A 19,699-nucleotide genomic window follows, 5' to 3' on the forward strand; every position below is an offset into this window, starting at 1 on the left:
CCCCGGGTGGGGCGTGGCCGCGAGGGTGGGGGGCGCCGTCGGGCAGGAGGTCGCTCCCCGCCCTGCGCGGGACTCAGCCGAAGAGCTTGGACCCGTGCTTGAGCAGGACCCCGGCGATCATCAGGACGATCCAGGCCGCCGTGAGGAAGACGTCCGCGTCCGAGCGCACGAACGACAGGGCGCGCTCCTGGGCACGGGCCGGGAGGTAGAGGTTGTTCTCCAGGATGTTCCAGTGCAGCAGCGTCATGAAGACGAGCGTCGTCGAGAGCGTGACGAGCAGGCACCAGGGGCACAGCGCGCCGATCACGAACATGGACTGGTAGAAGAGCCAGTACGCGAAGATCAGGCCCAGCGTGTAGACGACCTGTGCCGAGAACATGAACCAGCGCGGGAACCGCACCCCGCCGAGGCTCGCGACCGCGATCGTGATGACCACGGGTTCGGCGATCAGCCCGAGGAACGCGTTGGGGAAGCCGAACAACGACGACTGCCACGCGACCCCCACGGCACCGCAGGACAGGACCTCGTTGACGTTGCACGAGAGCTCGGCCGTCGGGTTCGCCGCGAGGAGCACCGCGTCGTAGGACAGGACGAACGACGCGGTCAGGCTGACCAGTGCCGAGAACAGCATGGTGCCGAACACCCACTGCCGGCTGTGCCGGAAGCCCTTCACGGTCAGCGGGTCGAGGGTCTGGTCGTCGTGCAGAACGTCGCTCATGCGTGCGGCCCTTCCGGCAGTGGCCCCGGCCATCCCCGAGGCGCCTCCAGCCTAGGTGCGCGACGCCCCCTGCACGTGCGGGTGCGGCGTCTCGCGGACAGGGTGCGATCAACAGATGGACGCCCCTGCCCTGAATGCGCGGCACAATGATCCGCGGCGCGCGACGACAATCCAACGGGACGGAAGCAGGAAAGGAACCCGGTGGCCTTTCCTCAATTCCTCGGGACGATACGACGTACGGTTGCGCCTGGACGACTCCCCACTCTCGCGACAATTCTGGGGAGACGGACAGCCGAGAACACGTGCCGGATCTCCGCCGTCGGGATTCTGCCGACAGGGCACATTCCTCGACGGACACCCGACGCGTGGACCCACGCACCGCACGGGTGCGTCGGCCGAGGCCAGAGGGATCTGGGCCGGGAAGGTGACCACCCCGGAGGGCACCCGACCACGGGGGGCGGCCCGAGAGGCACCCGCCCTTCGACCGGCATACCGGTGGAACAGCGACAAATGCGAGGCCGGAGGGAGGCGTGAGCATGTGGTTCGCCGTTCAACCACCTATCGGTCGATCACCGGGCACGTGCTCGGCGGCACCATTCTCGAAGCGCACTTCGGACTGCCTGGTGCTCGCGCGACCAGCCCGCCACGCCACGACATTCCTTCCGCGCAGCCTGCGGGTTTTCGGCGCCCGGTGACGCGTACCGTCCCCCGCACCCCGTGCGCCGCCAGGCCCACCGGTGTAGACCGGGAAGACACGGACGACGACGCGTCCCCGCGCGGGCGGAAGGAGCGAGCCATGGCGATCGGATACCTCGTCCCGGTGCTGCTGCTCGCGTGCTGCACGACGACCTCCCTGGTGCCCGCCCGGCACCCGGCCGGGCTCGGACGTCTGAGCTTCCGTCTGAGCGTCCTGGTCAACGAGCAGCCGTTCGTCATGCTGGCCGCGCTGGCCGCCCTCTCCGTGATCGCGGTCGTCGACGGCGACGGCGCGACGCCCGCCGGCCGCGTCGGGCTCGCGCTGGCCGTCCTGACCGCCGCCGGTCTCGTCGTGGTCGCTCGGCGCGGCCTGCGCGCGGTGCCCGCGCTCGACCGCACGCTCGTCGCAGGCCTCGCGACCGCACCGGGAGCCGTCACGACGCGGGGGCTGCCGTGGCGCAGGATCCTCCTGGCCCCGTTCGCGGTGCGCCGACGCGACGTCGTGCGCGTGCGCGACCTTCCGTACGGCGATGGCGCACCGCAGCACCGGCTCGACGTCTACCGACCACGCTCGCGACCACCGGACGGGCCGACTCTCGTGTACTTCCACGGCGGCGGGTACGTGAGCGGGCGCAAGGACCTCGAGGCCCGGGCGATGCTCTCGCGCCTCGCGAGCCACGGCTGGGTGTGCGTGAGCGCGAACTACGGACTGCGCCCGACGACGAACTTCCCCGGCCACCTGGTCGACGCCAAGCAGGTGCTGGCCTGGGTCCGGGAGCACGGCGCCGAGCACGGGGCAGACACTGGTCGCGTCGTCGTCGCGGGCAGCTCGGCCGGCGCGCACCTCGCGTCGCTCGCGGCGCTCACCCCGGGCGACGACCGGTTCCAGCCCGGGTTCGAGCGCACCGACACGTCCGTGGTCGGGGTGATCTGCCTCTACGGCTACTTCGGCGAGTACTACGGCAGCGGCCGGGACCTGGCCGTCGAGTCGTCTCCCACCGAGTACGTGCGGCCCGACGCTCCCCCGTTCCTCGTCGTGCACGGCGACCAGGACACCCTGGTGCCGGTCGAGGGAGCGCGACGGTTCGCGCGGCGCCTGCGCGAGGTCTCGTCGTCGCCGGTCGTGTACGCCGAGCTGCCCGGAGCGCAGCACGGGTTCGACCTGTTCCACTCGATCAGGTTCGACGCGGTCGTCGCGGCGGTCGAGGAGTTCGCGGAGCGCGTGGTGGCGCGCGGCCCGGCGCCGGAAGCGACGAGGGCGTCGGTCGAGCGGCGGGACGAGAGGTAGACCCGCGGAGAGGGGCATGGCGCCTCGGGAACGGTGGTGCGCCTGGCCAGATTCGAACTGGCGACACCCGCTTTAGGAGAGCGGTGCTCTATCCCCTGAGCTACAGGCGCGTGGGCGCGAACACGGAGGATCGGGCCCGGTGGGACGCCCGACAGCCTAGCGTCCCGGCCCCGGACTGTCCCAACCGCGCCCACCCCGAGCCAGGGGCATCCCCGGCAGCTCGTCCCACCCACGGTGGGGTGCCGGACCCGAGGCCCGGCACCCCACCTGCGCAGTCACACGGCCGCGAGCGCCTCGGTCGGCGCCATGCGCGCTGCCCGCACCGCGGGGTAGAGGCCGGCGACGGCCCCGATCGCGAGCGTCGCGACGAGCCCGCCCGCCGCGACGAGGGGCGGCACGGCGACCGGCCAGCCTTGCGACGTGGCGTATCCGGCCGTGATGCCGACGCCGATCAGGACCCCCGCTGCCCCGCCCATGAGGGAGAGCACCAGGGACTCGACGAGGAACTGCCCGCGGATCTGTCCACGCGTCGCCCCGAGGGAGCGACGCAGGCCGATCTCCGCCCGTCGTTCGAGCACCGAGATCACCATGGTGTTGGCGACCCCGATCCCGCCCACGAGCAGCGCGACCGCACCGAGCCCGACGAGCAGCCCCGTGAACGCCTCGTCCGTGGCCTGTTGGGCCGCGAGCGCGTCGGAGGGGCGCGAGACGTCGACCTCGTTGGGCGCCTGCGGGTTGGCCGTGGGCCCGAGCACGCTGCGGACCTGCTCGACCGCGTCCTCACGCGTACGCGTGTAGATCGTCGTCGGCAGCTCGTCCCAGTCGAGGTGCTGCGCCGCGGCCTCCCGGCCGACGAGCGCCCCGAGGTCGATCTCGGGTGCCAGCGGCACGGGGTCGAGGATCCCGACGACCGTGAACCACTGGCCGCCTATCCAGACCTTGATCGCCGGGTCCGGTGCGGAGATCCCGAGCCGCTCGGCGGTCGCGTGCCCCAGGACGACGGCCGGGTACTGCGCGGTCGCCTCCGAGAGCCACTCCCCCTGGGCCATGCTCCCCCCGATCGACTCGAGCAGGTCGAGGTCGGTCGCGTACACACCGATCCCTCCCGACTCGCCGGCCGGGATCAGGTCCGTCCGGTATGCCTTGGCCTTGAGCAGCGCGACCGACGTCGCGGTCTCGACGGGCGCGATCCGCCGCACCATGTCGACCGACTCGGGCGGCAGGCTGGCCGCCTCCCCGAACAGGTCGGTGCCTGGTGCGACCCGCAGCAGGTTGGTCCCGAGCGCCGAGAGCGTCCGGTCGAGCTCGGCGCGCGACGAGCTCGAGATCCCGACGACCGCGACCATGGCCGCGATGCCGATCGCGATGCCCAGCGCCGACAGCACGGCCCGCAGCGGGCGGGTCCGGAGCCCGGTCGCGCCGACACGCAGGACGTCCGGCGGCCCGAGCCGGGCGGGGCGCAGCACGGTCAGCACGGCTCCCCCTCAGTCGACGCGCCGGTCGGTTGGCCGCCGGCCACCCCGTCAACCACGCCGTCCGGAACCGCCTCCACCGTCGCGTCGAAGACAGTCCCCCTGCCCGCGTCCACCGGTCCCGAGACGTCCGCGACGATCTCACCGTCCCGCATCGCGACCTGTCGGGGCAGCGAGGCCGCGAGCTCGCGGTCGTGCGTGATGATGACGACGGTCGTCCCGGCGGCGTTGAGCGCGCGCAGCACGTCCATGACCCCGGCCCCGGCGGTCGTGTCGAGCGCTCCGGTCGGTTCGTCGGCGAGAAGGAGCGGCGGATCCCCGACGACCGCACGGGCGATCGCGACGCGCTGCTTCTCCCCGCCCGACAGCTCGTGCGGCCGGTGGGTCAGCCGGTGGCCCAGCCCCACCCGCTCGAGCGCTTCCGCGGCCCGACGACGCCGATCGCGCCGCCCGACCCCGCGGTACAGGAGCCCGTCGGCCACGTTGTCGAGCGCCGAGACGCCGACGGCCAGGTGGAAGTGCTGGAACACGAACCCGATGCGGCTCGCGCGCAGCGCGGACACCTCGCGGTCGTCGAGGTCCTCGACCAAGAAGCCGTCGATCATGACGTGCCCCGAGGTGGGCCGGTCGAGGGTGCCGATCACGTTGAGCATGGTCGACTTGCCCGAGCCCGAGGGCCCGACGATCGCGAGCAGCTCGCCCCGGTCGACGTCGAGGTGGACGTCACGCAGCGCGGCGACCCCACCGGGGAAGACGCGCGACACCTGGTGCAGCGTGACGACGGGTACGCCGCCTCCCGAGGCGCCCGCCCCGGGGACGGTCGCGGACGGCGCGAGCGCGACGGTCGCGGCGCTCACGACGGCATCCCGACGACGTCGCCCTCGGCCAGGTCGCCCGTGACCTCGACGTTCCCGTCGGCGAAGAGCCCGGTGGTCACGGCGACGACGCGGGTCGAGCCGCCCTCGACGACCTCGACGCCGTACCCACCCTCGGCCAGCGCGAGGAGCGCAGCGACGGGCACGGTGAGCACGTCGGGCCGTTCGGCCTTGACGAACGTGACCTTGACCGAGCCGGCGTCGGCCTCGGTCCCGTCCGCGAGCGTCACGGTCACGGGGATCACCGTGGTGTCGGACGCCCCGGGCATCCCGCTCTCGTCCTTGACGATCTTGGGGCTCCCGACGGCGGAGACCACGCCGTCGGCCGTCCCCCCTCCGGGGAGCGCGACGCTCACGGCGCCGCCCTCGACGGCCAGCCCACGGTCGGCGAGGTCGAGGTCGACCGAGATCGCCCGCTCGACCCCCGTCGTCGTGAGGATCTCCGCCGCGGCCGGCGCCCCGACGCGCACCTTGAGCGCGTCGACCCGCACCGGGCCGGGCACCACGAGCACGTCGGCCGGGCCGACTCCCCCGGTCTTCTCGAGCCCGCGGTCCTTCTGCCACTTCTCGACGGCCTTGGCGGTCGCTGCCGTGAACTTGGTGTCCACGGTGAAGCCCGTGTACCCGAGCGCCGCGAGGTTCTCCTCGAGCTGGCGCACGTCGTCACCCTCGGCACCGACGCCCAGGTCGCGATACATCGGCAGGCTGCCGAGCAGCAGGACCGTGGGGTGCTCGTCGACCTTGAAGAGGACGCCCCCGCGGTCGACGACGTCGCCCACCCCGGGCAGCCAGGTCACCGTCCCGCCTCCTCCCCCGCCGTCGCCGCCCGCGCCCTGGTGTCCCTGGACGACGGCCTCGCCGTACCCCAGCGCGCCCTTGACCGTGCTCCGCTCGACGAGCGTCTGCCGGGTCACGGTCGCGGTCGATCCCGGTCCGGACGCCTGGGGGGCGGGTTCGCCACCTCGGCCGAACCCGCCCAGGACCAGGACGGCCCCGGCGCCGATCACGACGGCGCCGGCAACCCCGCCGACGATCGCCCCGCGGCGACGCCTCCGTCGCGGGGTGGCCTCGCCCGTCGCCGTCCTCCCGGTGTCCAGGGGGTCGCCGCCCGGGGCGACGTGCTTCCGGCGGCTCACTCGCCGCTCTCCGTGACCGCGCCGCCGACCGAGAGGCTCGCGCCGCCCTCGCCGTTGCACGCCTCGAGCGCCGCGTCGAACGCGTCGAGGTCCTCGGGCACCTGGAGCGCCTCGGTCATGCCCCCGTTCGGGTCCGGGTCGGGCATGTCGACCCCGTTCTCGCGCATGCACCTCGCGAACTCGCGCTGCGACTCGAGGTCCTCGGCGCTCGGCTTCACCGGCTCACCGCCGTTGGGCAGGAAGTCCTTGCAGGCTTCGAAGGCCTTGTCCATCTCCTCCATGTCGCCGCTGGCCTCCGAGGTGATCGCGACACCGCCCTCGGAGTCCGGGTCGGGCATGTCCACACCGTTGTCCCGCATGCAGCCCGCGAACTTGCGGGACAGGTCGTCGCGCTCGGCGTCGGTCATGTCCTCGTACGACTTCCCGTCCTTCGCCTGGCTGGTCTCGCCCTTGCCGCCACCCGCGCTCGCGACGCCCGGGGCGTCGTCGGGCGCGCACGCCGAGAGCGTGACCGACAGGAGCGCGACGACGAACGCGACCGACGCCGCGCTGCGACGCGAGCGGACTCTGCTGTGCCCCGTGGTCGGGGCCGGGGTCTGGTGGATGGTCATGGTGCGTCCTCACGTCGTGGTCGGTCCCCGGGCCGCACGGGCCTCGGGGACGGGGTGCTCGAACAGTCCAGCGGGCGGCCCGTGAGGCTGCCGTGAGCCGCGACCTCACAGAGATCTCACAGTGCCCACCGGCATGCTCCTCAGGTGCGAGTACTGGTGGTGGAGGACGAGGAGCTGATCGCGGAGGCCGTCGCGACGGGACTGCGACGGCTCGCGATGGCGGTCGACGTCGCGCTCGACGGGCACGAGGCCCTGGCGCGGATCGACGTGAACGCGTACGACGTCGTCGTGCTCGACCGGGACCTGCCCGGCGTCCACGGCGACGACGTGTGCCGGGCGATCGTGGCCTCGGGCGGCGACGCACGCATCCTCATGCTCACGGCGTCGGGCGGTGTGCTGGACCGGGTGAACGGCCTCGACCTGGGCGCCGACGACTACCTCGTCAAGCCCTTCGCGTTCGCCGAGCTCAGCGCCCGCGTGCGGGCCCTCGGTCGCCGCGCCCGCCCCGCCGCACCCCCCGTGCTCGAACGCTCGGGCCTGCGCCTCGACACGAGCCGGCACGAGGTCTACCGCGAGGGGAGGTTCGTGCACCTGTCGCGCAAGGAGTTCGGCGTGCTCGAGGAGCTGCTGCGCGCCGACGGGCGCCCCGTGTCCGCCGAGCACCTGCTCGAGAAGGTGTGGGACGAGAACATCGACCCGTTCACGGGCGTCGTGCGGTTCACCATCAAGCAGCTGCGCCGCAAGCTCGAGGACGCCTCGCTCGTCGAGACCGTCACGGGCGTCGGGTACCGGGTCGCATGAGGCTCCTCCCCCGCCCCTCGCTGCGCCCCACGCTGCGAGCACGCCTCACGGCCGTCTACGCCGCGGCCTTCGCCGTCGCCGGGGCCGTCCTGATCGCCGTCCTGTACGCCCTCCTCGCCGCGGCGATCGACCGGCAGCCGCTCGACTCGGTGGGCATCGCGGTCGGCGCCGTCCAGGCGACCGACCCCAGCCTGTACGCGACCCTGGACCCTGCCACGACGGCCTCGCTCGTCGCCGGCGAGGCCCTCCCGTACAGCCCGGTCGAGGACCTGACGCCCGCCGCGACCGTCACCTCCAGCACCGGGTCCTTCACCGACCTGCGCGACGTCGTCCAGCTCAACAACCAGGAAGCCCGCGACCAGACGCTGCGCACGGTCCTCACGTGGTCCGTCGTGGCGCTGCTCGGGATCGGGGTCCTCGCGGTGGGCTTCGGCTGGGTCATGTCCTCGCGCGTGCTCGCGCCGCTGCACCGGATCACGGCCACGGCCCGCCGCGTCGCGGACACCAACCTCCACGAGCGCATCGCGCACTCCGGGCCCGACGACGAGCTCAAGGACCTCGCCGACACGTTCGACGCGATGCTCGAACGCCTCGACCGGTCCTTCGACGGGCAGCGGCGCTTCGTCGCCAACGCCTCGCACGAGCTGCGCACCCCCTTGACCATCAGCCGTACCGTCCTCGAGGTCGCGCTCGACGACCCCGAGACGCACCAGGACACGCGCCACCTCGGCGCGACGCTGCTCGCGGTCAACGCCCGCCAGGAACGTCTGATCGAAGGGCTCCTCACGCTCGCCGCCGCGGACCGCGCGCCGATCGTCACCGAGACCGTGGACCTCGCCGAGGTCGCCGCGCAAGCCGTCGCGACCGCCGGGGTCTCGGCGCGCGACGCCGGCGTCGACCTGCGCCTCGACACGGCACCGACGCCCCTGCTCGGCGACGCCGTGCTGCTCGAGCGCCTCGTCCAGAACCTCGTCGACAACGCCGTGCGCTACAACGAACCCGGCGGCCGGGTCGCCGTCGCGACGCGCCCAGGCCCCGACGGGACCGTCGAGGTCGCGGTGTCCAACACGGGACCCGTCGTCCCGTCGTACGAGGTCGAGGCGCTCTTCGAGCCGTTCCGGCGGCTCGGGCGCGACGGGGCCGTCGCCGACCGGCGCGGCGGGTACGTGCGCGGCGGTGTGGGGCTGGGCCTGTCGATCGTCCGCTCGGTCGCGGCCGCGCACGACGGCGAGGTCACCGCCGAGCCGCGCGAGGGCGGCGGGCTGACGGTCGTCGCGCGGCTGCCGGGTGCTGCGGGCGCGCGACCTGGTCGGGCCGTCGAGACGGCCCGGCCCGGGGCCGTGGGCGTGGGGGCCGGCGCGAGCGTCTAGCCCGGCATCGGCACCGGCACGTCGGAACCGCCCTCGACCGTGCGCCGGGCGCCCATCTGGATGATCGCGGGTGCGGGCACGAACCCGCCCGCGATGAGCGCCTCGCCCTGGTGGAAGAACGGGGTCGCGGCGAGCAGCTCGGGCGGCGCGAACCCGAACACGGCCTCGAGCTCGAGCAGGTCTGCGGGCGAGCTCATGCGCATGACGATCACGTTGTCGCACTGCGAGAGCACGTTCGGGTGGATCTTGGAGGGCCGCTGCGTCGAGAGCAGCAGCCACAGCCCGAACTTGCGTCCCTCGGCGGCGATCTGGATCACGCGCTCGGTCGTGAGCCGCTGGAGCTGGGTCGTGGGCTCGGCCGAGACCACGTTGTGCGCCTCGTCGATCACGATCAACCGCGGCTTGCGCGTGGCACGGTCGGCCCACAGGTCGTCGAGCAGGGCGAGCGAGACCGCGAGCTGCTCCTCGTGCGTGTGCAGGCTGCCGAGGTCGACCACGACCGCGCGCGGGCCCTCGTCGAGCACCTCGCTCACCGACTGCCCGACCCCCGCCCAGACGTCCCAGTCGAGGATCCCCAGGTTCTCGACGCGCTGCGCGAGCCGCAGCGCGTCGGCCTCGCCCGTGGCACGCAGGGCCGACGGGATCGAGTGCGGGTTCAGCATGCCCTCGGTCGCGATGCTCGGTGGCCTCGCAGCGGGGGCGGCGGCCCCGACCTCGGGGCCGGTCGCGCTCTCGAGCATCCGCAGGAACGTGTTGTACTCGCCGCGGTCGGTCAACGGGTCGAGCTGGAGCACCGCCGCCTGGCTCGCGGCCTCCATCGCGGTGAGCCGCGCGGTGACGGGGTGGTGCTCGCCGTCGTTGCGCAGGACGCGCACGTCGAGCTCGCGCAGCCGTTCGGCGTCCCCGGGCGATGCGGACTCGAGCAGCTCGCCGATCCGCACGAAGTCCGAGTTCGGGTCGAGGATGACCATGGGCAGGTCGGTGTCGATGAGGAGCTGTTCGAGGAGGACGCCGAGCGCGTACGTCTTGCCCGAGCCCGACTGCCCGCACAAGAACGTGTGCCGGTTGAACCGGTGCGGCTGGAGCAGCGCGTCGACGTTGCCCCGGCTGTGGTGGAGGTCGCCGATCCGCAGGGTCGCGCGCTCGCGCGCCTGGAGCGCCTCGAGCACGCCCGCCCCGGCGGGGGCGAGGTCCTGCGAGGTGAACGGGTCGCCTCCCGACGTGACGACCGTGCCGTCCGGGCGGAGCTCCCCGAGGATCCGCCCGTGCCCGACGGCGTCCCCCGCCTTGGTCGCCCGCGTCAGGACCTGCCCCATGACGAGGGCCTCGCCGGGGTGCTCCGCGGTCTCGGGGAACGCGACGCCGATGGTCACGAAGTCTCCCGGGCCGATGCTCGACACCCGCGGGACGCGGTAGGTGAAGCGTCGGCCGTCGAAGGACTCGGCGAGCGTGGTCTCGGTCGTCATGCGGGGCCTCCGTGGTCGCAGGTCACGTCGGGCGGCCGTCGTCGCGCCGCCCGTGCAGGACAAGGATCGACCAGGGTGCGCGCGAGCGCACGCGCAGGCGCCTTCGACCGTGCGCTAGCTCCGCCGTGCGTACGTGAGCATCCGGAACCGAACACCTGCTGCCGAGGTCTGCCAGCCGTCGTCCGGTGCGCCCGGGCCGCCGGCCACGAGCTCCCAGCCACCCGCCGGACCTGCCGCGAGCGCCGGCGCGAACGCGTCGCCGTCGACCTCGAGGTCGATCTCGGTCACGACGCAGCGGTCCGCGAGCGGCAGGGCCGCGGCGTACACCTGCGCGCCCCCCATGACCCAGACCTGCCCCGAGCCCGACTCCTCGGCAGCAGCCGACGCGAGCGCGAGCCCCTCCTCGACGGACGAGGCGACCACGACGCCGGTGCCGGTGGCGCCCGGGTGAGCGGCGCCGTCGGGCACCCAGCCCTCCTGGCGCGTGACGACCACGTTGACGCGCCCCGGCAGGGGGCGGAAGCGCGGAGGCAGCGAGTCCCACGTGACGCGCCCCATCACGACCGGGTGACCCGTGGTGACGCGACGGAAGTGCGCGAGGTCCTCGGGCAGGTGCCACGGCATGACGCCACCCGCGCCGATCACCGGGCGGCCCGCGGCATCGTGCGCCTGGGCCCAGACCAGTCCGACGGCCGGACGGCTCACACCGCCACCGGTGCCTTGATCGTCGGGTGGTGCTGGTAGCCCACGACCTCGACGTCCTCGTACGTGTAGTCGAACAAGGAGTCGCGCGGGGCCAGGCGCAGGGTGGGCGCCGGGTAGGCCTCGCGGCTCAGCTGCTCGCGCACCTGCTCGACGTGGTTGTCGTAGATGTGGCAGTCGCCGCCCGTCCACACGAAGTCGCCGACCTCCAGGCCGGACTGCGCCGCGACCATGTGCGTGAGCAGCGCGTACGACGCGATGTTGAACGGGACGCCCAGGAACAGGTCCGCGCTGCGCTGGTAGAGCTGGCACGAGAGCTTGCCGTCGGCCACGTAGAACTGGAACATCATGTGACAGGGTGGCAGCGCCATGCCCCCGAGCTCTCCCACGTTCCACGCCGAGACGATCATGCGACGCGAGTCCGGGTTGGTGCGCAGCGTCTCGAGGACCTGGCTGATCTGGTCGACGTGCTGCCCGTCCGGCGTGGGCCACGAGCGCCACTGGACGCCGTAGACGGGGCCCAGCTCGCCGTCCTCGTCGGCCCACTCGTCCCAGATCTTCACGCCGTGCTCCTGGAGCCAGCGCACGTTCGAGTCGCCCCGCAGGAACCACAGCAGCTCGTAGACGATCGACTTCAGGTGCACGCGCTTGGTCGTCACGAGCGGGAAGCCCTGCGACAGGTCGAAGCGCATCTGGTGGCCGAACACGCTGCGCGTCCCCGTCCCCGTGCGGTCCGACTTGTGCGTCCCGGTCTCCAGGACGAGCCGGAGGAGGTCCTCGTAGGGCGTCGGGACGGGTGGGTTGCTGGGCGCGCTGGAGCTGTCGCTGACGGTGACCACGGGTGCCAGTCTAGAGAGGGAGTCTCCCCGCAGCGCACTCGTGGACCCATTCCAGGCTGTGAGACCGACGACTCGTGCGGGGAATGCGCAGTCCCCCGACGACGTTGGTCCGGGAACCGGTCGCCTCGACCGGGCCGACCCCGAGGATGGGAAGATCAGCAGCATGACGAACACCGCAGCCACGGCCGAAGAGATCCCCGCGTCGTCCCCGTCACCGGCGGACGCACTGTGGGTCGAGCGCACCGGCACCCGCACGTACACCGGCTTCTCCGCTCGTGGCGCGAGCGTGTCGATCGGCCCGGCGAGCGAAGGGGCCGTCTTCACGCCGGGCGAGCTCCTCAAGATCGCGCTCGCCGCGTGCGCGGGCATGAGCAGCGACGCACCGTTCGCGCGCCGGCTGGGTGACGACTACCAGGTGACGATCCGCGTCGACGGCGCCAAGGACATGGCCGAGGACCGGTACACGGCCATCACGGAGCACTTCGAGATCGATCTGTCGGGTCTCGAGGACGACGCGCGCGAGCGCCTCCTCAAGGTCGCGGACCGTGCGATCGAGACCACGTGCACCGTGGGGCGTACCGTCAAGAACGGTGCCACAGTGGAGCACACCTTCGGCCCGGTCGTGGGTGCGGTCGGCGAGTAGTCGCCGTCCGGGCTCGCGGCCCCGGGGTCGCGGGGCAGCAGCCGCCACAGGAGGGAGTCGTCCGATGGGTCGCAAGAAGAAGGACACCGAGTCCCAGGTGGCCGTCTGGGGAACGTCGGACAGCGTCCGACCGGAACCGCAGTACGGGCACCTGACCGCGGTCCAGGACGCGCCCGAGGGTCAGCCCACCGAGGACTGGGGCGACCTGCGCAGCACGCCGCTGCTCGACGCGGCCCTGGACAAGGCCGTCACCATCCCGTCGTCGGTCATCCACGCGCACGTGGACGGCCTGCGCCGCCGCAACCCGCACTCGTCGCCCGCGCAGATCATCGGGATCCTCGAGCGCGAGTACCTCATGGTCATCGGGACCGCGGGCGGCGCGGTGGGTGCCGCCGCGGCGTTCCCTGCCGTCGGCACGGGCGTGGGCATCGCGCTGACGGCGAGCGACGTCGCGACGTTCTTCGGGTCGTCGGCCGCGTTCTCGCTCGCGGTCGCGGACGTGTACGGCTTCGAGGTCGACGACGCCGCGCGCCGCCGCGCCCTCCTCATGGCCTCGGTCCTCGGGGACAAGGGGTCCCAGGCGGTCGAGAAGGCGTCGGGCGGGTCGGCGCTCGCGTGGGGCAAGGTGCTCATGACGAGCATGCCGTCGAGCACGCTCAAGCAGGTCAACAAGGCCCTGACGAACAAGTTCATGCGAACACAGATGGTCAAGCACGGCGGCCTCGCGATCGGGCGGCTCGTGCCGTTCGGTGTGGGCGCGGTCGTGGGCGTCGCGGGTGCGCGGGCCCTCGGCAAGACCGTGATCAGCCAGTCCCGGCGGGCTTTCGGCCCGCCGCCCCCGGCGTTCCGGCCTGTCCTGGAGGTCATCGAGGTGCCCGACGGCGCCGCTCCCCCTCTGCTCGTCCCCGCACCTGCCGACCGGCTCAGCCTGGTCGACGCCCCCGTGCCCGGCACCGGGCCGGGAGTCGTCGACGAGGCGGCCGAACGGGCGGCAGCCCGCCGTGGCGAGGCCGGCACCGACGGTGCGCCGCGCGGCATCCGGTCGGTGCGCTGGCGCCGGTCCAAGAAGTCTTCGTGACGGCAGGGCGCCACCAGGGCCGCGGCCGTACCTCGGGCGGCCCCGGCCGGGTCGAGCTCACGCACGTCCTGCCCCTCAGCGCCGAGCGGGCCTTCGCCCTGGTCGCGGACGTGCGCACGCACCCACGCTGGGTCCCCTTGAGTCGTGGGACGTTCCACGGCCGGGACGGTTCCCCCCTCCCGGCGACGGCCTGGAAGCCGGGGGTCGGCGCCGAGTTCACCATGGTCTCGGGCCCCTTCGCGCCGCAGGGCGCCCCGGGCTTCCCCGACCGCATGCGGATCACGACGTGGGAACCGCCAGGTCCCAGCGGCCAGGCCGGTCGCGCGACGTACCTGAAGCTCGGGCCCGCGCTGCTCGGGGAGGCGGGGATCGTCGTCGTGCCCCTCGCGGCCCATCACCTGCCGGCTGCGACCCCGCGCGAGCCCGTCGCACGCTGCGCCGTGACCTGGTGGGAGGACGTGTACCTCGCGGGCCCTCTGCCTCGGGCCGTGACTGCTCCGCTCGCCGCGCGCGTGCTGGACCTCATGATCCGGCTGTCGCTGCGCCGCCTGGACCGGATCGTCGCGCGCGGGCTCTGACGCCGGCACCCCGTCGGCCCCTCGGCCGGCGCCGAGGGCCGGGTGTGCCCCCTGCCGAGCATGTGGTCGTCGTTCGTCGACCATGCGGTCGTCGCTCGGAACCAGCCGATTCCTGACGCCAAGCGCATGCTCGGCGGCGGGTGTGGCCCCGCTCCCGAGCACGACGAACGGCCCCTGGGCTCCGCGCCGGCATCATGCCTGCACGGACCCCAGGGGCCCGGGTGACCGGTGGGTCACCGGCCGGTCATCGGCTCGTCGCCGAGCCGACCATGCGGTCGTCGTTCGTCGAGCATGCGGTCGTCGTTCAGAACCAGCCGGTTCCTGACGCCCACCGCATGCTCGGCGACGGTCACGACCTGCCGAGATTCACGCCTGCGGCGCGTCCTCGGTGCCGTCGGTGGGCTCCGGGCTGGCGTCCGCGGCCGCGTCGACGATCGTGGGGTCGACGTCGGTCGGAGCCCCCGAACCCGTCGCTGCGGCGGCCGACGCGTCGGACGGTCCCGCGAGGATCAGGTAGAGCTCGCGGCGCGTGCGCTCGAGGAGCGCGACGGCCTGGGCCACCTGCTCGTCCGAGCCCGACCGGGCGACCTGCCGGAGCGCCTCGGCGACCTGCTGGAGCGAACCTCGGAGCTGCCGCGCCGGGCGGACGCCGCCGTCGGCCGCGTCCTGCCAGGGAGAGCCGAGCTCGTCGGCGTGCTCGGTGACGTAGGTGCGACCGTCGTCGGTGAGGCTCGCGAGCTTGCGCCCGCCCTCGGCCGTGATGGTCACGAGGCCCTCGTCCTCGAGCAGGCTCAGCGCCGGGTAGATCGCGCCGGGGCTCGGACGCCACGCACCCGAGGTGCGCTCGCCGATCTCCTGGATGATCTGGTACCCGTGCATGGGCGCCTCGGTCAGGAGGAGCAGGACCGCGGCGCGGATGTCACCGCGCCCGGCACGACCGCCGGGGCCACGGCCGCCAGGGCCGCGGTGCCCGCGAGGGCCACCACCGGGTCCGCCACGGTGCCCGCGGGGCCCGCGTCCTTCGAACCGGTCGTCGAAGCGCTCGTCGGATCCGCCGTGCTCGTGATGGTCGTGGTGACCCGGGTGACCGTGGTGGCCGTCGGGGCCACGCCCCGGTCGGCCCGACCCCTCGGGTCCGCGACCGGGCTCACCGCGGCCGGAGCCGTCGGGTCGGCCGCCACGGCGACCGCGGGGCCCGCCAAAGTCGGCGCCGAAGTCCGGGCCGAAGCCCTCTCCGGACTCGGGGAAGTCGTCGCGTCGGCGACGGGGTCGGCCCTCGAAGGAGTCGAATGCGCCTGCGCGGCCGGAACGGTCGCGGGGCGGACGGGAAGATTCTGGGTGCTGGTGGGGGGTACGCATGTGGTGTCTCCTGTGATGAGTCTGTTCTGTCTGTGGAGCCCCTCTGCGGGGCGGCCCGAGCGCTGGGCTCGGGTGGCGGGTGCCGGCGGGTTCTCGTCGGTTCTGCGACGGGCCCTCGGCCTGACATCCGGGTCCTCGACGCGGTGCGCTGTTCCGCACCCTCTGCGTCGATGAGTTAAAGATATATCGCTGACGTATCGATAGTCAACCCCTGATCTCGATCGGGTGTCGAGACCTTCCGTCGGCCGCCGGCCGACCACCCAAGACACCGTCCGGGTCGTACAGTGACCTGAAGGACCCGGACCGGCTCGCGACCCGGGACCGCAGCAGTCACCGTGCAACGACGCACACCCCGCACCGTCGCACGTCCCACGCCCACCGAGACCACGACAGAGGCGCAGATGACGACCAGCACCCCGGGTCCCACGCAGACCCCGCGGCACTTCCTGATGTGCCGCCCCACGTACTTCACGGTCAGCTACGAGATCAACCCCTGGATGGACCGCGCCCGCCCCGTCGACACCGCGCTCGCCGTCTCCCAGTGGGAGCGCCTGCGCGACGTGTACCTCGACCTCGGGCACCAGGTCGACCTCATCGAGCCGGAACCCGGCCTGCCCGACATGGTCTACGCGGCCAACGGCGCGACCGTCGTCGACGGCCTGGTCTACTCGGCGCTCTTCCGGCACCCCGAACGCGCCCCCGAGGGGCCCGCGTACCTCAAGTGGTTCGCGGACCGCGGCTACGTGACCCACTCGGCCGACCACGTCAACGAGGGCGAGGGAGATCTGCTCGTCGCGGGCGACGTCGTCCTGGCCGGGACGGGATTCCGCACCGAGGTCAGCGCCCACCAGGAGGCGGCCGACCTGTGGGGCCGCGAGGTCCTCACGCTCGAGCTCGTCGATCCGCGCTTCTACCACCTCGACACCGCGCTCGTGGTCCTGCGCGGCAGCGAGGGCAGCGGCGGCGGCGCGGGCACTTCGCGCGTCGCGCCGGACGGCACGCCGCCACCTCTCCTCTCCCCCCTGCCCGACGGCGCCGCTCCCCCGCGCGACGCGGCGCACCTCACGCGTGCTCGCGCCGAGGCGACGGTCGACGTCGCCTACTACCCGCCGGCCTTCTCCCCCGCGTCCCAGGACCTCCTGGCCGAGCGCTACCCCGACGCCCATCACGCGACCGAGGACGACGCGCTGGTCCTGGGCCTCAACGCCGTGAGCGACGGGCTGCACGTGATCCACACCCCGGCGGCGACCCGCTTCGCCGCGGCGCTGGCCGAGCGGGGCTACGAGACCATCGGGGTCGACACGTCCGAGCTGCTGCGCGGGGGCGGCGGGTCCAAGTGCTGCACCCTGGAGATCCGGCCGTGAGCGCCCAGAGCCAGGCGGTCCCCGCCCCCGCACCCAGCCCGGGCACCACCGCCGACTCCGCACCCGACAGCGCGACGGCAGCGGCGCCGTCGGGCACCGGAAGCCGACGCCACGACTCGCTCGCGCACAACTACCACCCGTTGCCCGTGACGATCGCGACGGGCGACGGCGCCTGGGTCACCGACGTCGCGGGCCGCCGCTACCTCGACCTGCTCGCGGGGTACTCGGCCCTGAACTTCGGGCACCGCCACCCCGGGCTGATCGCTGCCGCGACCGAGCAGCTCGGGCGCGTCACGCTCACGTCGCGCGCGTTCGACCACGACCTGCTGCACCCGTTCGCGGACCGGCTCACGCGCCTGGTCGGGCCGCTCGTCCAGGGCGCCGCCCCGGGCACGTCGGCCGGGCGAGCAGGTGACGGGGGCCGTCCGGGCGACGGTGGCAGCGCCGTGATGGTGCCCATGAACACGGGCGCCGAGGCCGTCGAGACCGCGATCAAGATCGCCCGCAAGTGGGGCTACGAGGTCAAGGGCGTGCCGGCCGGACGGGCGAGCATCGTCGTCGGGCACGGGAACTTCCACGGACGGACCACGACCATCGTGTCGTTCTCCGACGACCCCGACGCGCGCGACGGGTACGACCCGTTCACACCTGGTTTCCGCCTCGTGCCGTACGGCGACGCACGCGCTGTCGCGGACGCGATCGACGAGACCACGGTCGCCGTCCTCATGGAGCCGATCCAGGGAGAGTCGGGCGTCGTCGTGCCCCCGGACGACTACTGGCCCGCGCTGCGCCGCGTGTGCGACGAGCGAGACGTCCTGCTGATCGCGGACGAGATCCAGTCCGGCCTGGGCAGGACCGGGACCACGCTCGCGTGCGAGCTGTGGGACGTGAAGCCGGACCTCGTGACGCTCGGAAAGGCCCTGGGCGGCGGCGTCGTACCGGTCTCGGCGGTCGTCGGGAGGCACGAGATCCTGGACGTGCTGACGCCCGGGACGCACGGGTCGACGTTCGGCGGCAACCCGCTCGCGTGCGCGGTCGGCATCGCGGTCGTCGGGCTCCTCGAGACGGGCGAGCTCCAGGCCCGCACCCGCGACCTGGGCGAGCACCTGCACGAACGCCTCGCGGGCCTCGTCGACGAGGGGCTGCTGACCGGTGTGCGAGGCGTGGGGCTGTGGGCCGGGATCGACCTCGACCCGGCCCGCGGGACGGGTCGGGACCTGTGCGAGGCCCTGCTCGCGCGCGGCGTCCTGGCCAAGGACACGCACGGCTCGACCATCCGGCTCGCGCCCCCGCTCGTGATCGAACGTCCAGACCTCGACCTCGGGATGGCCGCTCTGCGTGACGCCCTGACGCAGCTCGCCGCAGATCGGTAGAGTCCGGAGGGTGACCACTCCTGCCTCTGACACCTCCACCCGCCTCGCCGAGTGGCAGCAGGCCTACGCTGACCTGCAGTCCCTCGGCCTGAAGCTCGACCTGACGCGCGGCAAGCCCTCCGCCGAGCAGCTCGACCTCTCCGACGCCCTCCTGGCACTGCCGGGCGCAGGAACGGTCACCGACGCCGACGGCACCGACGTGCGCAACTACGGCGGGCTCGACGGCCTGCCGCAGATCCGCCGCATCTTCGCCGAGCTGCTCGACGTCCCCGTCGCCCAGCTCCTCGCGGGCGGCAACGCAAGCCTCACGCTCATGCACGACACGCTCGCGTTCGCGATGCTGTTCGGCCTGCCCGGCTCCGAGCGCCCCTGGTCGCGCGAGGAGAAGGTCCGGTTCGTGTGCCCGGTCCCGGGCTACGACCGCCACTTCACGCTGTGCGAGGCGTTCGGCATCGAGATGGTGACCGTCCCCATGACGGCCGACGGTCCCGACGCCGAGGCCGTCGCCGCGCTCGTCGCGGACGACCCGAGCATCAAGGGCATGTGGGTCGTGCCCACCTACGCGAACCCGGACGGCTCGGTCGTCTCGCGCGAGGTCGCCCAGCGTCTCGTCTCGATGCCGGCCGCAGCCCCCGACTTCCGCATCATGTGGGACAACGCGTACGCGGTGCACCACCTCACGGACGTCGAGACCGAGTCCGCGCCCGCGCTGGCCCTGGCCGCAGAGGCCGGCAACCCGGACCGTGTGCTGCTCTACGCCTCGACCTCCAAGATCACGTTCCCCGGTGCGGGGGTCGCGTTCCTGGGCTCCTCCCCGGCCAACATCTCCTGGTACAAGAAGCACCTCGCAGCCCAGTCGATCGGCCCGGACAAGGTCAACCAGCTCCGGCACGCCGAGTTCTTCGGCGACGCGGAGGGCGTGCGCGCCCACATGCGCAAGCATCGCGACGTGATCGCGCCCAAGTTCGAGGCCGTCGACACGATCCTGCGCGAACGCCTCGGCACGGACGGCGTCGCGTCCTGGACCGCGCCGCTCGGCGGGTACTTCGTGTCGCTCGACGTCGTGCCGGGCACCGCGGCGCGCGTGGTCCAGCTCGCCAAGGAGGCGGGCATCGCCCTGACGCCCGCGGGTGCCACGTTCCCGTACGGCAAGGACCCGCAGGACGCCAACATCCGTCTGGCCCCGACGCTGCCCCCGCTCGACGAGGTCCGCGTCGCGATCGACGGCGTCGCGACGTGCGTCCTGCTCGCCGCGGCGGAGAAGGCCGCAGCGGACGGTGGTGAACTCGTGCAGGACACCGTCGATGCGGATGGACGTGACCGCCTTCGT

Annotated in this window: 18 protein-coding genes and 1 tRNA gene; 9 read left to right on the forward strand and 10 right to left on the reverse strand. The window is 73.2% G+C overall.

Annotated elements, in window-relative coordinates:
- Nucleotides 1-73: 73 nt before the first annotated feature.
- Nucleotides 74-718 carry a vitamin K epoxide reductase family protein gene (locus ACFWFR_RS08110; protein WP_377622303.1) on the reverse strand — a complete coding sequence of 215 codons (645 nt, stop codon included), beginning with the start codon at nucleotides 716-718 and terminating at the stop codon, nucleotides 74-76.
- Nucleotides 719-1,514: 796 nt separating this feature from the next.
- On the opposite strand from ACFWFR_RS08110, the gene ACFWFR_RS08115 reads away from it, so the two are divergent.
- On the forward strand, nucleotides 1,515-2,702 hold the full coding sequence (locus ACFWFR_RS08115; protein WP_377622305.1) for an alpha/beta hydrolase: 1,188 nt from the start codon (nucleotides 1,515-1,517) through the stop codon (nucleotides 2,700-2,702).
- A 34-nt stretch (nucleotides 2,703-2,736) separates the two neighbouring features.
- Here ACFWFR_RS08115 and ACFWFR_RS08120 read toward each other — a convergent pair.
- The 5 genes from ACFWFR_RS08120 to ACFWFR_RS08140 all read right to left on the reverse strand — a co-directional run bounded on the left by ACFWFR_RS08120 (nucleotide 2,737) and on the right by ACFWFR_RS08140 (nucleotide 6,796).
- Nucleotides 2,737-2,812: transfer RNA gene (locus tag ACFWFR_RS08120), tRNA-Arg, on the reverse strand.
- Nucleotides 2,813-2,977: 165 nt separating this feature from the next.
- The gene (locus tag ACFWFR_RS08125) at nucleotides 2,978-4,177 is read right to left on the reverse strand and encodes an ABC transporter permease (protein WP_377622307.1); all 1,200 of its coding nucleotides are present in this window, start codon (nucleotides 4,175-4,177) and stop codon (nucleotides 2,978-2,980) included.
- Complete coding sequence (locus tag ACFWFR_RS08130; protein ID WP_377622308.1) at nucleotides 4,171-5,031, reverse strand: ABC transporter ATP-binding protein; 861 nt, start codon at nucleotides 5,029-5,031, stop codon at nucleotides 4,171-4,173. The genes ACFWFR_RS08125 and ACFWFR_RS08130 overlap by 7 nt, the downstream gene beginning before the upstream one ends.
- The gene (locus ACFWFR_RS08135; RefSeq protein ID WP_377622310.1) at nucleotides 5,028-6,185 is read right to left on the reverse strand and encodes a peptidoglycan-binding protein; all 1,158 of its coding nucleotides are present in this window, start codon (nucleotides 6,183-6,185) and stop codon (nucleotides 5,028-5,030) included. Before ACFWFR_RS08135 ends, ACFWFR_RS08130 begins: the two co-directional genes overlap by 4 nt.
- On the reverse strand, nucleotides 6,182-6,796 hold the full coding sequence (locus ACFWFR_RS08140) for a hypothetical protein (RefSeq protein ID WP_377622312.1): 615 nt from the start codon (nucleotides 6,794-6,796) through the stop codon (nucleotides 6,182-6,184). Before ACFWFR_RS08140 ends, ACFWFR_RS08135 begins: the two co-directional genes overlap by 4 nt.
- A gap of 144 nt (nucleotides 6,797-6,940) precedes the next feature.
- On the opposite strand from ACFWFR_RS08140, the gene ACFWFR_RS08145 reads away from it, so the two are divergent.
- Both ACFWFR_RS08145 and ACFWFR_RS08150 read left to right on the forward strand, forming a co-directional pair.
- Complete coding sequence (locus ACFWFR_RS08145) at nucleotides 6,941-7,597, forward strand: response regulator transcription factor (RefSeq protein ID WP_377622314.1); 657 nt, start codon at nucleotides 6,941-6,943, stop codon at nucleotides 7,595-7,597.
- Nucleotides 7,594-8,967 (forward strand): sensor histidine kinase, encoded by a 1,374-nt coding sequence (locus ACFWFR_RS08150; RefSeq protein ID WP_377622316.1) that lies wholly within the window; start codon nucleotides 7,594-7,596, stop codon nucleotides 8,965-8,967. The genes ACFWFR_RS08145 and ACFWFR_RS08150 overlap by 4 nt, the downstream gene beginning before the upstream one ends.
- Here ACFWFR_RS08150 and ACFWFR_RS08155 read toward each other — a convergent pair.
- The 3 genes from ACFWFR_RS08155 to ACFWFR_RS08165 all read right to left on the reverse strand — a co-directional run bounded on the left by ACFWFR_RS08155 (nucleotide 8,964) and on the right by ACFWFR_RS08165 (nucleotide 11,974).
- On the reverse strand, nucleotides 8,964-10,433 hold the full coding sequence (locus tag ACFWFR_RS08155) for an ATP-binding protein (RefSeq protein ID WP_377622318.1): 1,470 nt from the start codon (nucleotides 10,431-10,433) through the stop codon (nucleotides 8,964-8,966). The two genes, ACFWFR_RS08150 and ACFWFR_RS08155, sit on opposite strands and share 4 nt — an antisense overlap.
- Before the next feature lie 114 nt (nucleotides 10,434-10,547).
- Nucleotides 10,548-11,138, reverse strand: coding sequence for a dihydrofolate reductase (locus ACFWFR_RS08160; protein ID WP_377622320.1), 591 nt, complete (start codon nucleotides 11,136-11,138; stop codon nucleotides 10,548-10,550).
- Nucleotides 11,135-11,974, reverse strand: coding sequence for a thymidylate synthase (locus tag ACFWFR_RS08165; protein WP_377622322.1), 840 nt, complete (start codon nucleotides 11,972-11,974; stop codon nucleotides 11,135-11,137). The genes ACFWFR_RS08160 and ACFWFR_RS08165 overlap by 4 nt, the downstream gene beginning before the upstream one ends.
- A gap of 163 nt (nucleotides 11,975-12,137) precedes the next feature.
- Between ACFWFR_RS08165 and ACFWFR_RS08170 the strand changes: the two genes are divergently transcribed.
- The 3 genes from ACFWFR_RS08170 (at nucleotide 12,138) to ACFWFR_RS08180 (ending at nucleotide 14,273) form a co-directional block, all read left to right on the forward strand.
- Nucleotides 12,138-12,617, forward strand: a complete 480-nt coding sequence (locus ACFWFR_RS08170) for an OsmC family protein (protein WP_377619406.1) — start codon at nucleotides 12,138-12,140, stop codon at nucleotides 12,615-12,617.
- Between the two features lie 64 nt (nucleotides 12,618-12,681).
- Entirely contained in the window at nucleotides 12,682-13,695 is a 1,014-nt protein-coding gene (locus ACFWFR_RS08175; RefSeq protein WP_377619407.1) for a hypothetical protein, read from the forward strand.
- Entirely contained in the window at nucleotides 13,692-14,273 is a 582-nt protein-coding gene (locus tag ACFWFR_RS08180; RefSeq protein ID WP_377622323.1) for an SRPBCC family protein, read from the forward strand. Before ACFWFR_RS08175 ends, ACFWFR_RS08180 begins: the two co-directional genes overlap by 4 nt.
- A 366-nt stretch (nucleotides 14,274-14,639) precedes the next feature.
- Here ACFWFR_RS08180 and ACFWFR_RS08185 read toward each other — a convergent pair whose 3' ends face one another.
- Nucleotides 14,640-15,152, reverse strand: coding sequence for a PadR family transcriptional regulator (locus ACFWFR_RS08185; RefSeq protein ID WP_377622324.1), 513 nt, complete (start codon nucleotides 15,150-15,152; stop codon nucleotides 14,640-14,642).
- 881 nt (nucleotides 15,153-16,033) lie between these two features.
- Here ACFWFR_RS08185 and ACFWFR_RS08190 point away from each other — a divergent pair.
- The 3 genes from ACFWFR_RS08190 to ACFWFR_RS08200 all read left to right on the forward strand — a co-directional run.
- Complete coding sequence (locus ACFWFR_RS08190) at nucleotides 16,034-16,996, forward strand: dimethylarginine dimethylaminohydrolase family protein (protein WP_377622326.1); 963 nt, start codon at nucleotides 16,034-16,036, stop codon at nucleotides 16,994-16,996.
- Entirely contained in the window at nucleotides 16,993-18,369 is a 1,377-nt protein-coding gene (locus ACFWFR_RS08195; RefSeq protein WP_377622328.1) for an aspartate aminotransferase family protein, read from the forward strand. Before ACFWFR_RS08190 ends, ACFWFR_RS08195 begins: the two co-directional genes overlap by 4 nt.
- Nucleotides 18,370-18,379: 10 nt before the next feature.
- The coding region (locus ACFWFR_RS08200) for an aminotransferase class I/II-fold pyridoxal phosphate-dependent enzyme (protein ID WP_377622330.1) at nucleotides 18,380-19,699 on the forward strand (1,320 nt) is incomplete at its 3' end.

This window comes from Oerskovia sp. NPDC060287 (assembly GCF_042726775.1).
Lineage (GTDB): Bacteria > Actinomycetota > Actinomycetes > Actinomycetales > Cellulomonadaceae > Oerskovia > Oerskovia merdavium.

Excerpts from the sequence above, each read along its gene's own strand:
- ACFWFR_RS08110 (WP_377622303.1), bottom strand. The coding sequence starts at position 718 with ATGAGCGACGTTCTGCACGACGACCAGACCCTCGACCCGCTGACCGTG.
- ACFWFR_RS08115 (WP_377622305.1), top strand. The coding sequence starts at position 1,515 with ATGGCGATCGGATACCTCGTCCCGGTGCTGCTGCTCGCGTGCTGCACG.
- ACFWFR_RS08140 (WP_377622312.1), bottom strand. The coding sequence starts at position 6,796 with ATGACCATCCACCAGACCCCGGCCCCGACCACGGGGCACAGCAGAGTC.
- ACFWFR_RS08150 (WP_377622316.1), top strand. The coding sequence starts at position 7,594 with ATGAGGCTCCTCCCCCGCCCCTCGCTGCGCCCCACGCTGCGAGCACGC.
- ACFWFR_RS08155 (WP_377622318.1), bottom strand. The coding sequence starts at position 10,433 with ATGACGACCGAGACCACGCTCGCCGAGTCCTTCGACGGCCGACGCTTC.
- ACFWFR_RS08170 (WP_377619406.1), top strand. The coding sequence starts at position 12,138 with ATGACGAACACCGCAGCCACGGCCGAAGAGATCCCCGCGTCGTCCCCG.
- ACFWFR_RS08175 (WP_377619407.1), top strand. The coding sequence starts at position 12,682 with ATGGGTCGCAAGAAGAAGGACACCGAGTCCCAGGTGGCCGTCTGGGGA.
- ACFWFR_RS08185 (WP_377622324.1), bottom strand. The coding sequence starts at position 15,152 with ATGCACGGGTACCAGATCATCCAGGAGATCGGCGAGCGCACCTCGGGT.
- ACFWFR_RS08190 (WP_377622326.1), top strand. The coding sequence starts at position 16,034 with ATGACGACCAGCACCCCGGGTCCCACGCAGACCCCGCGGCACTTCCTG.